The following is an 11,561-nucleotide window of genomic DNA, read 5'->3' on the forward strand; positions in this document are numbered from 1 at the left end:
AATCCGAAAACCTTCATCCTTCACGCGGCGTTGCTGCGTCAGGGTTTCCCCCCATTGCGCAATATTCCCCACTGCTGCCTCCCGTAGGAGTCTGGGCCGTGTCTCAGTCCCAATGTGGCCGATCAACCTCTCAGTTCGGCTACCGATCGTCGCCTTGGTGGGCCGTTACCCCACCAACTAGCTAATCGGACGCGGGCTCATCTCACACCGGATTGCTCCTTTGATAATAAAGTGATGCCACTTCACTATTTTATGCGGTATTAGCACTAGTTTCCCAGTGTTATCCCCCTGTATGAGGCAGATTGCCCACGCGTTACTCACCCGTCCGCCGCTAAGAATATATTACTATATTCTCCGCTCGACTTGCATGTGTTAAGCACGCCGCCAGCGTTCGTCCTGAGCCAGGATCAAACTCTCTAAAAAATATTTATTTTAGAAAGCCTTTTGGCTCTAAATTACTTACTCGCGTATATTTGTTTCGCAAGTTACTCAATTAATTAACGAGTTCCTTATCGTCTTACACTGTTTACTTTTCAAAGTCCATTTCCCTCGCTTCGTCAGCGCGGAATTTTATGTTAACATGTCGCTTCATTCTTGTCAACACTTTTTTTAAAACTTTTTTGTGTTAACTTCCGAGCAGCTTCCAGTATTACTTTCAGCGTTTCGTCGTCGGCATCAGCGACAGCTTTAATAAGATACCACCTATTTAGCTTTTGTTCAATTCGAATGAGTAGTCAAATATACGGTATAAATTAATTTATACCACTTATACTTAATAATTTGTCATTTTTCTGGCTTATAATTCAAAATCCGCCGCATTTGTTTACAACCTTCATCATTAACTACGTTACAGCCATTTTTATATGTAGATGAATATTCATGGGTCTTATTTAACAGGACTACATACTAACGAATTCTTTCAAATCAATGCAGTAAAAAAATAATTATCCTCTTATCTAGAAAATACTTTTTACTAAGGAATAGCTAAAGTTATATTTTCAGCATTTCAAAATTCAAATCTCTTTCTATATTATATATAATCATTTAATACCTTTTTAATTGTTAACCCTTCATAACGTTTATGGTTGACAATCTATTCAGTAGGCTGTAAACTGAGGTTATACATAAATTTGCAATCTAAAATTGCACTCAATTTTCTATTAACAAAGGTGGAACACAAATGGAGAAAAATATTTATTTAAAGGACTATTTATATTCCTCAATGTTCGCTGCATTAATATCAATTTTAGCTTTACTAAGTATCCCACTTCCTAATGGTCCTTCTATTACAGGGCAAACTTTAGGAGTAATGCTTGCTGGAAGCATGCTAAAACCAAAACAGGCAGCCCTAAGTATTATGACTTATCTTGCACTTGGAAGTATAGGACTCCCTGTATTTTCAGGGGGACAAAGTGGATTTGGAGTCTTTGCCGGCAAGAGCGGAGGTTATCTGATAGGATTTTTAGCAGGAGCAGTAGTAATTTCTCTTATTAAAGCATCAAGTAATAACCTTTTTATGATTGCTACTTCAAATTTAATAGGAGGTATTATTGTTGTTCACGTTATAGGTTCATTCTGGCTTGGTCAAATTTCCGGATTAAGTTTTTATCAGGCATTTATGTTAGGTAGTCTGCCTTACTTACCGGGAGATATAATTAAATTAATCTGTGCAACGTTGGTAGCTCATTCCGTAAATAAGCAGTTGCCATTATCAATAAATCATAAGTAGTATATGAGGAATACCTGTAATATTACTTCAGATTTTTTATGTGGAATCTTTGGAACAAATAAGGCTGGAAGTAAAAATTTATCTAAGGTTATATTTTCGGTATTTCTAATTATATTCAATATATTAAAAGCCTGTAAAAAAGCTTTTTTTACTTATTAAGTTAAAGAAATACAATAGTAAAGATATTCTTTCACTCTACAATTCTCCTAATTTTTACCCATTATTCTGTATTTGCTTTATTTTTATGCAATAAATGTTTATAATTTGTTTAGATATCCTTTAGATGAAATCAATATGTGTACTTTAGAATTAAACTATGGGAAGTACTTCCTAAAAAAATTTATAGGAGAGATATATCATGATAAAAAATAAAAAGCTGATGATGGCTTTAAGCTTCACATTAGGAGCTACATTGCTTGTTTCAACTGCATTTGCTGACATAGTATCCATGTCGGGTTACGAGCAGTTGAAAAGTGCAATAAAGTATACATCCAAAAGCTGTAGCAAGAGCCTTCAAAGTTTTACCGCCCAATTCACAGTTACATTAAAGGATAACGAACGTGTCCTTTGTGCAAATACAGAAACTGATAAGTTTGACAATTCCATTGGTGCTAAGGAAAGTACATCTATTTCAGAGGACTTTAATGGTATGAAAACCACCAACAACTCCTACTGCGACAAAAAATGCCACATAAGTCACAACCTTGTCGAAGATGTATATCATGTATTTGAATATACAGAAGAGCAAAAAGATCCTCAATTTTCAGACCTATTTGAGGATGATCGAATGAAGGATATTGAAAAAATCATCGATGCTGGTATAGGTAATCTCAAAGACTATGTTATTCTCACTGAAAAGCCAGATGGTAACAAGGAATTCTCCGGTTCTTTAGATGATGCTCAAATTCCGGCCCTTATTAATGCAGTATCTTCATTTGCATTTAAAAACAGCCTTCCTAAATTTGGCGTAGGAATTACTAATATTTTCCCCGAGCTTAAAGATGATTTATTTATAAAAAATGTTAGAGGTAAAGCCTCTGTAAATAAAGACGGAATCCTTGAGAGTCTATTGGGGATAGGCACTGTGTCAGGGAAAGACACAAATGGAGTATCTCATGATCTTACATTAGAGGTATTGGTAAGACTCTATGATATAAACTCAACTGTTGTAACAAAACCAGATCTTACAGGAAAGAAAGTAGAAAAAAGTGTAGAATATAAAACTCCGACGGACAAAACCTTATCAAAGAAATATATTGGAGATTACAAAAACGATATAATAATTGAAAAAGACAATTCCTTTGTAAAAATCGGCGAAAGAACTGTATTAATTGAAAAAATTGATGATAAACATGTTTCAGGCAGATACTACGAGAATTATAAAGATGAATATCCTGAGTATTCAAAAGAAAAAACGGAATTTACTTTCGATGCACAAATAGTTGATTATAATCAAGCTAATTTTGAATGTACAAACACTCAAGGTTATAAAGAATCAGGCTCTATGTATTTTGACGATACTCTCGGAAAGCTCTACTTCAATTTAGATGTACAAAAGCGAACTAATACACAACCATTGGTTGTAGACTCATCATTCAACAGAGTATTCGAAGATTAAAGAATTAAAAACAAAAAGGGAATACCGGTCATTGCACCGGTATTCCTTAAAGAAATTTTTTTGGAGGTATATTAGTGGAGAAAGTTATTGAAATAAATGGACTTACTAAAATGTACAAAAACGGAAGAGGAATCATCAACCTCAACCTGGACATACATAAAGGTGACATTTTTGGATTTTTAGGTCCAAACGGCTCAGGAAAAACAACTGCTATGAAAATAATGACTGGCCTTATGAAGGCAGACAGTGGTGATGTAAAGCTATTTGGGCACAGCATCGTTGATGAATATGAAAAGGCAATGCAAAGAGTAGGCTGTATTATTGAAACAGCAGAGTCCTACCCATACCTGACTGCATACGAAAATCTCAAACTGTTCTCAAGATATTATAAAAACATCAATGATGACAGAATCGACGAAGTTCTCGAACTCACCGGCATCTCAAAATACAGAAATGAAAAGGCAAGAAACTTTTCCCTTGGAATGAAGCAGCGCCTAGGCATCTCTGCAGCAATCCTCTCAAAACCCGATCTTGTTATTCTTGATGAGCCACTAAACGGGCTTGATGTGGAAGGTATGATTGAAATAAGAAAGTTGGTTAAAAAACTTGCAGAAACGGAACAGACAACCTTCTTTATATCCAGCCATCTTATACATGATGTAGAGCTTACCTGTACAAGAATAGGTGTTATTTACGAAGGAAAAATCTTAAATATTGACTCTATACAAAATATTCTGACTAACTATGCTTCTCTTGAAAACTACTTTATAAGCGAGGTTGACAAAAATGGAAAGCTTTAAAGCAGCGCTAATCAATGAAATCGAAAAAATGTATAAAAAGAAAAAGATGACTGTAATTTTAATTATTTCGGTAACTGTCATTGTAATAGGAAAGCTTATATCATTAGGGTTTAGTAACTTTGGTATAGGAGGGACTTTTAATGTAAGTGCTGCTTCTCCCATATCAGTTTTATCTGTACTGGCAAATACCTTACTTCCTCTATTCACAGCACTCGTAGCATCAGATTTATTTTCCGGTGAATTTTCGCATAATACTATGAAAATTTCCCTAACCAGACCAATTTCAAGATTCAAGCTGTTCTCAGCCAAAGTAGCTGCTATCGCATTCTTTGTATTGGCAAATCTACTAATTGTAATGTTTCTATCTACAATTGTAGGACTGATATGCAATTTTTCTTCAATTACATTTATAAGTATAATTAGAATAATTGTTTCCTATTTGGTAACACTTTTACCTATTATGGTTTTGGCTCTCATCGTAGTATTCTTTTCAAATATTTTTAAAAGCAGTTCGGCAGTTTTTTTCATTTTTGCAATGTTTTATATTGTAAGCTATGTGATGGGAACAGTTTTTCAACCCTTCTCAGGCTTGTTCATAACCTCAATGCTTAACTGGCACACGCTTTGGATTGCAGATACAATGCTTTTATCCAAAATTTCAAGAGAATTTCTTATTATGTTGGGATATGGTATAATGTTTTTTACAGCAGGGTACTACCTGTTTGATAAAAGAGATTTATAATAATTGTAATACACACAGGTGGGGGTTTATGAATCTTAAGAAACGATTGATTATACAAAATGCTGCTATAGTAGCTATTCCGGTTTTGATAACCATCATAGCTTCCTTTGTATATATTTTTATCTGTTCACATGTTTTTAACGCTGATTTAAGCTATGAAAGCATACAAAAACTTACGAAAATTCAATATGAATTTTTTACGGCTGATGGAAATCTACTCGACGGTAATCCTGACAAGCTTTTACAAAAAGATTTCCAGCAATATGTGACTGAAAGATTCAATGAGCTAAACTCATACATAGTAGTATTAAGGAAATATGATATTCTTTTTTCAACAAAAATGATAAATCCGATTGAAATAGAAAAATGCCTTGAGACAAATAAGAAAAATTTATTAAACAACTCGGTCCAATTAAACGATGGATCATATATAGTTAAAGCGTTGCCCTTAAAATATTCAAATGGAAGTGATGGCTGGGCTATTTTACTGGCTCCAATTGGGAAAGAGACCTCAGCTTCAGAAAAACTCTTATACTTTTCAGCTGGATTTTTTCTTATTTCTTTTTTCATTACAAATTTACTTGTTTCAATTAATTCTTCAAAAGGTATACTCTCTCCCCTCTCAAAGCTTCAAACTGCTGCAGGAGAGATCAGTCGAGGCAACCTTGATTATGAGGTTATTGAAGATGGAGATTATGAGATCAGAGAGCTGTGCAAATCCTTTGAACAAATGCGACTTAAGCTAAAAGAGTCCGTTTATACTCAAATGAAATATGATGACAATAGAAAAATGCTGGTATCGAGTATATCCCATGACCTGAAAACACCTATAACATCGATAAAAGGCTACGTTGAAGGAATTATTGACGGAGTTGCCAATACTCCTGAGAAGGTTGAAAAATACTTAAAGACTGTGCATACAAAAGCTGCTCAGGTTGATTCTATGATAGACGATTTACTGCTATATTCCAAACTTGATCTCAACCAGATCCCCTTCAATTTTGAGAAAACAGACATCGTAAAATACTTTGAGTATTGCGTACTGGAAAATGAAGCCGAATTGGAAAAATCCAACATAACACTTAAACTTCAAAATGAGTTGACAACAGACACCTATGTTTTGATTGACAGGGAAAGGCTTAGAAGAGTTATCACCAATATCATAGATAATTCAAAAAAATATATGAACAAATCAGCGGGGGAAATCAAAATCATTCTCAGGGAAACTCAAGCAACCATAGTAATTGAAACATCAGATAATGGTTCCGGCATACCGAAGGAAGATCTCCCCTATGTATTTGACAGATTCTATCGCGCTGATGCTGCAAGAAGTAAAATGAAAGGCAGCGGCCTTGGACTGGCTATTGCAAAGCAGATAATTGAGGGGCATGGTGGCTCAATATGGGTAAGAAGCATTGAAAATGAAGGTACCAGCATAATGTTATCTCTAAAAAAAGTACCGGAAGGTGAGGATTGTTAATGAAAAGGATACTTATAGTTGAAGATGACCATAGTATAGGAGAACTCGAGAAGGACTACCTTGAAATAAACGGTTTTTCAGTAAAGATATGCAATGAAGGTGTAAGTGGTTTAAATTGCATTAAGGAAGAAGAATTTGACCTGCTTATTTTAGATATTATGCTCCCAGGTATAGATGGCTTTGAAATACTCAAGCGTGTTCGAGATGTAAAGGATATACCCATTTTACTTGTATCTGCCAAGAAAGAAGAGATTGACAAGATAAGAGGACTTGGCCTTGGAGCAGATGACTATATCACCAAGCCTTTTAGTCCTGGAGAACTTGTTGCAAGAGTAAATGCCCATATATCCAAATATGAAAGACTTAAGAGCAAATATGGCAACGAGAATCCAAACGAAACCTTTACCATTAGGGGACTTGAGATACAAAAGGAATCCAGAAGGGTATTTGTAAACGGTAAAGAACTAAATATGGCGCAGAAGGAATATGAGCTTCTTTTATTCATGGTACAAAACCCGAACAGAGTCTTCGGGAGAGAAGAACTGTTCGAGCGCATATGGGGTTTTGATTCCCTTGGCGATGCTGCAACTGTTACTGTTCACATAGCAAGGATCAGGGAAAAAATCGAGACGGATCCCTCTAACCCTCAATACGTAGAAACAGTGTGGGGTGCAGGTTATAGGTTCAGAGCCTAGTGCCTATCCCCCAAACTGTACTTCACACAACTCGCTGTATAAACCATCCTGTTTAAGCAGCTCTTCATGAGTGCCGGACTCAACAATTTCCCCTTCCTTCAAAACCAGTATCTGATCTGCCTGTTTAACTGTAGACAGCCTGTGGGCAATCACAATAATTGTGCGGCTTCCTGTCAGTTCCTGAATTGCTTGCTGGATTTGTATCTCGGTCTGTACGTCAACAGAAGCAGTTGCTTCATCAAGTATCAAAATAGGCGTATTTCTAAGAACAGCTCTTGCAATTGACAAACGCTGCTTTTGTCCTCCAGAGAGTTTTATGCCACGCTCGCCAATTACAGTGTCATAACCTTCCGGCAGTTCACTAATGAAATCATGAGCCCTTGCGGTTTTTGAAGCCTTTATGATATCTTCAATTGAAGCCTCCTTGCTTCCATAAGCAATATTTTCCGCTACACTCCCATTGAAAAGGAATATATCCTGAAGAACTATACTTATCTGGTTTCTAAGTGAAGAAACCGTTACATTTTTAACGTTTATCCCATCAATCTGAATATCACCCGATAACGGGTCATAAAACCGAGCAATAAGGCTTATAATTGTAGTTTTCCCAACCCCTGTAGGACCTACAAGTGCTATCATTTTCCCGGGCTCTGCTGTAAAGCTGATATTCTTTAAAACCGGGTTTTCAGGAATATAATGAAAGCTTACATTATTGAAAGATATCTCCCCTTTTGACCGGGTAATCACCTTGGCATCCTTAATGTCAACAATATCCGGCTCGGTATCCAAAAGTTCGAAAACTCTTTCTGCACCTGCTGAAGCCTGCTGTAAATCCTCAATTACTCTTGCAAGAGTCGTTATTGGTTGGTAAAAGAGTCCTAAGAACATTATGAATCCCACAATATCAGCAATTGAAACATAGTTTCCTAATGCAAGCCATCCACCAAATGCAACTACAATTACTGTTCCAAGCGAGCTCATCATCTCAACTCCAGGATGGAACATAGAGCTTAGCTTCATTGCACTTAGCACCGCTGAAGTGTATTTCTGTGCTCTTCTCTCAACACGTTTACGCTCTCTGGCCTCCTGATTAAAAACCTGTATCTCTTTAATTCCTGAAATATTGTCTTGAACTACTGCATTTAAATCTCCAAGAGTTCCCTGAGCTTTCCTGAAGCTAGGCTGTATTCTTTTAACAAAAACGACTCCACCCAATATCAGAAAAGGAATTGGTATAAGCGTAAGAGCTGCAAGTAGTGGGTTGATTGTAAACAGTAGAATTCCTGTCCCTACAAGAATAAGTATGTTTGTTATAAGATCAGGAACAGCATGAGCTAAAAGCACCTCAAAAGTTGCTGTATCATTTATTGTTCTAGACATTAGCTGCCCGGTTTGTTTATCCTGATAAAAACTCAAGGACAGCTTTTGCAAATGTTCATATACAATTACTCTCATATCGGCAACCAGTTTCATAGCACCTACATGGCTTAGATAACGATTCAAATAAGTAAAAACCGCCCTTGCCACATATGCAATAAAAAGTATAACTGAAATGTTCCTGATTGTTGAAATCTTGTTGCCCGTATCCTCCTGGGATAATACATCAATCAGTTCGCGGACTTTCCAAGGCGTAACAAGATTCAATGCGGTTATAATAATTAAGCTTATCCCCGTAATAATTAAGTATTTCCAATAAGGTCTTGCCTGTTTCAGTATTCTTATAAAATTCTTCAAAAAATCCACACCCCAAGATATAATTTATAAAACTAAAAAGTCCCGAAAGCCCGAAAGCTTCAGAGACTTTTATGTAATAACGTTTCTGTAAAGTTTGTTATATTATATCAATTAGTCTTTTGAATCTCAACATATCTTTTTATTTTTTGTGTTGTAGTCTTGATAAAATCGTTGTCACGAATTGTAAAACCTTTTATATGCTTATATAAAGGAATGTTTCTATTTACATTTTTGATAACTTCCGAAAGTACTTCCATGATCTGTTCCTTCGATATATTTACCTCCTTGAATTTCTCCTTAATAACATCAATGTTTGGAAAAATCTGTACATTTACTTGTGTATCCCCGGAAGTCTTGTCAAATTTACCATATACAAAAGATTCCTGTACAAACGGACTTCTATTGATATACGTTTCCAGCTCTTCTGGAAAAATATTTTTACCGTTTTTCGTTATTATCACATTCTTAATTCTGCCGGTAATATAGTAAAACCCGGACTTATCTTTCTTACCAAGGTCTCCGGTATGGAACCAACCGTCTCTTATAACTCTTTTTGTGGCCTCTTCGTTATTAAAGTAGCCCAGCATTATATTAGGACCTTTGACAATTAATTCTCCAATTCCATTCTCATCTGGATCTTTTATTTTAACCTCTACCCTTGGAATAGGTAAACCAATGGAGCTGTCAATATACTGTTTATCTCTGTTCCCAATTACAAGAGGAGAACACTCTGTAAGCCCATACCCTTGAAGTATAGGTATCCCTAGTTTTCTAAACCCTTTAGGAACAATCGGATCAATAGCTGCAGCCCCTGTTATAACAAGCCTTATTCTACCTCCGAGATTTTCATGAACTTTCTTAAATAGTTTTTTGCTTAAATCCATTTTGAGCACACTGCGTAAAAAGCTATTTACTGAAATCATTATCTTAAGAAGAGTTTTTGCACCTCTTTTTTTCTTAACTTGATCCCAAATCTTCTTATAAATGCTCTCAAGCAAAAGGGGTACTGAAATCAAAACAGTCGGTTTTACTTCCTTAAGATTCTTTACTATATGCTTAAGCCCTTCACAAAAAGCTAAAGTTCCACCTTTATACATCATAAGCAAAAAACCAAGAGTACATTCATAAGTATGGTGAAGAGGCAAAATTGACAGCGAAGAATCATTCTCATCTACATGTACAGTTGAACATACAGAAATAATATTTGCACAGATATTCCCATGTGACAACATAACACCTTTTGCACTATCGGTTGTCCCAGATGTAAATATAAGTGCACTCATTTTATTGTTGTCTATCTCAGCGTCCAGATACTCCTTATCTCCATTTTCAACGAGTTTCCTTCCCTTCTCAATGAGTTTTGCAAATGAAAGGTATTCACCGCTGTCCTCTTTGAGATCCATATCAATGTAATATTTAACAGACTCCAAGCTGCCCAAGATTTCCTTTATCTTATTTCCAAGCTTTCCCGAAAACACAATAGCTTCTGCATTACTAATCGATAAGAGATTTTGCATCTCGCAGGCAGGAAGTTCTTTATCCATTGGCACAATCACTCCCACGCCATTTATAGTTGCAAGATACGTTACACACCACTCATACCGGTTTTCTCCTACCACAGCAATAAACCCATCCTTCAATCCAAGATTGGTCAATGCTGTTCCAAGGTAGTCAATATCCTTCTTAAACTGGTCATAAGTAATACCATTATAGATTGAATCACTACCCTTTATTAAAAAAGCATTTTTGCTCCCAAAAAGTTTTACACTCTGCTCAATCATATCTTTTAAATTGTCAATTTTCCGAACTTGGTACAAGGATTCCGAAAAGCGCATATACTTACTCCTTAACAAATAAATTTACTTACTTTGGTTTTCACCAGGTTTTACAATGTTAACCTTTTGATAAACCATGAAATTATAGCCGAAGTTATATTTTCAGAATTCCTATGTATATGCAGTCTTGACTAATTCTTGAGAATTGAACATCTATCACTTACACCATTCCGAACTAATACAACTAACATTCATATAATTTATTATATCATATTACTGCACTTATTAGCTAAAATCTTTTACGTGTTTGACAGCAATTGCTTAAATGCATTTTCAAACCTTTCGTCATGTTCTTTTGTTCTCTTTGAAGGTCCTGAGACTCTATTTCCCGACCTTCTTACCTTTTGAGATATGTGCCTTTCAAACAAGAGCTTGTTCATATTTTCATCAGAGTAAACTATTCCGTTCTGATTTATCGCTCTAGCTCCCTTTGCAAGGGCCATTGCAGCAACACCATAGTCCTGCGTCACAACAATATCTCCTTTCTGGACTTTATTAACAAGAGCAAAATCCACAGAATCCCTTGCCTTATCAACAGTTACTACTTCTGAATATCCATCGTCAATTACATGACTTGTATCTATAAACATAATAACATGTATCTTTTCTTCTTTTGCAATCTTTACTATGATCTGCTTAACAGGACAAGCATCAGCATCAACCAGTATATTCACAACAAATCAATCCTTTTCTCATATTAGATATTTTTCACTATCTTTGTCAGTCTTAAACATTTACATAATACCCTTACACTTCTACAATTTTAATGAAATTTAAATATTACATCCATATTATATAAGACCTAATACTTATTAATATTATACATTATAGCTTATTATTTTACTAAGAAATACTTATTTACTGTTCATAAAAATATGCCCCCTGTATAGAAACAGTTTTCTTACTTAAAACTGTCTACTAATAGAGA

The 11,561-nt window shown here is 35.5% G+C and carries 9 protein-coding genes and 1 other annotated feature; of the genes, 6 read left to right on the forward strand and 3 right to left on the reverse strand.

Annotated features, from left to right (window positions below; all coding sequences use genetic code 11):
• Positions 1-24: 24 nt before the first annotated feature.
• Positions 25-385 (reverse strand) — a sequence feature (16S ribosomal RNA rRNA prediction is too short).
• A gap of 795 nt (positions 386-1,180) precedes the next feature.
• From ACECE_RS0202305 to ACECE_RS0202330, 6 genes are all read left to right on the forward strand, one after another.
• A complete protein-coding gene (locus ACECE_RS0202305) occupies positions 1,181-1,729 on the forward strand; it encodes a biotin transporter BioY (protein ID WP_010243783.1) in 549 nt (182 codons plus the stop codon).
• 358 nt (positions 1,730-2,087) lie between these two features.
• The gene (locus ACECE_RS0202310) at positions 2,088-3,347 is read left to right on the forward strand and encodes a hypothetical protein (RefSeq protein ID WP_010243784.1); all 1,260 of its coding nucleotides are present in this window, start codon (positions 2,088-2,090) and stop codon (positions 3,345-3,347) included.
• A gap of 74 nt (positions 3,348-3,421) precedes the next feature.
• Entirely contained in the window at positions 3,422-4,147 is a 726-nt protein-coding gene (locus ACECE_RS0202315; protein WP_010243785.1) for an ABC transporter ATP-binding protein, read from the forward strand.
• A complete protein-coding gene (locus tag ACECE_RS0202320; RefSeq protein ID WP_010243786.1) occupies positions 4,134-4,889 on the forward strand; it encodes an ABC transporter permease in 756 nt (251 codons plus the stop codon). The genes ACECE_RS0202315 and ACECE_RS0202320 overlap by 14 nt, the downstream gene beginning before the upstream one ends.
• 28 nt (positions 4,890-4,917) lie before the next feature.
• Positions 4,918-6,369 carry a sensor histidine kinase gene (locus ACECE_RS0202325; RefSeq protein WP_010243787.1) on the forward strand — a complete coding sequence of 484 codons (1,452 nt, stop codon included), beginning with the start codon at positions 4,918-4,920 and terminating at the stop codon, positions 6,367-6,369.
• Entirely contained in the window at positions 6,369-7,064 is a 696-nt protein-coding gene (locus ACECE_RS0202330; RefSeq protein WP_010243789.1) for a response regulator transcription factor, read from the forward strand. The genes ACECE_RS0202325 and ACECE_RS0202330 overlap by 1 nt, the downstream gene beginning before the upstream one ends.
• 3 nt (positions 7,065-7,067) lie before the next feature.
• On the opposite strand, the gene ACECE_RS0202335 is transcribed toward ACECE_RS0202330, so the two are convergent.
• The 3 genes from ACECE_RS0202335 to ACECE_RS0202345 all read right to left on the reverse strand — a co-directional run bounded on the left by ACECE_RS0202335 (position 7,068) and on the right by ACECE_RS0202345 (position 11,307).
• A complete protein-coding gene (locus ACECE_RS0202335; protein ID WP_010243791.1) occupies positions 7,068-8,798 on the reverse strand; it encodes an ABC transporter ATP-binding protein in 1,731 nt (576 codons plus the stop codon).
• 107 nt (positions 8,799-8,905) lie between these two features.
• A complete protein-coding gene (locus tag ACECE_RS0202340; protein ID WP_010243793.1) occupies positions 8,906-10,633 on the reverse strand; it encodes an AMP-dependent synthetase/ligase in 1,728 nt (575 codons plus the stop codon).
• A gap of 239 nt (positions 10,634-10,872) precedes the next feature.
• The gene (locus ACECE_RS0202345; protein ID WP_010243794.1) at positions 10,873-11,307 is read right to left on the reverse strand and encodes a YaiI/YqxD family protein; all 435 of its coding nucleotides are present in this window, start codon (positions 11,305-11,307) and stop codon (positions 10,873-10,875) included.
• Positions 11,308-11,561 lie beyond the last annotated feature (254 nt).

The organism is Acetivibrio cellulolyticus CD2, from assembly GCF_000179595.2.
GTDB classification, from domain to species: Bacteria; Bacillota; Clostridia; order Acetivibrionales; family Acetivibrionaceae; genus Acetivibrio; species Acetivibrio cellulolyticus.

Coding starts and splice junctions, on each gene's coding strand:
- ACECE_RS0202330 (WP_010243789.1), top strand. CDS start 6,369: ATGAAAAGGATACTTATAGTTGAAGATGACCATAGTATAGGAGAACTC.
- ACECE_RS0202310 (WP_010243784.1), top strand. CDS start 2,088: ATGATAAAAAATAAAAAGCTGATGATGGCTTTAAGCTTCACATTAGGA.
- ACECE_RS0202305 (WP_010243783.1), top strand. CDS start 1,181: ATGGAGAAAAATATTTATTTAAAGGACTATTTATATTCCTCAATGTTC.
- ACECE_RS0202320 (WP_010243786.1), top strand. CDS start 4,134: ATGGAAAGCTTTAAAGCAGCGCTAATCAATGAAATCGAAAAAATGTAT.
- ACECE_RS0202340 (WP_010243793.1), bottom strand. CDS start 10,633: ATGCGCTTTTCGGAATCCTTGTACCAAGTTCGGAAAATTGACAATTTA.
- ACECE_RS0202325 (WP_010243787.1), top strand. CDS start 4,918: ATGAATCTTAAGAAACGATTGATTATACAAAATGCTGCTATAGTAGCT.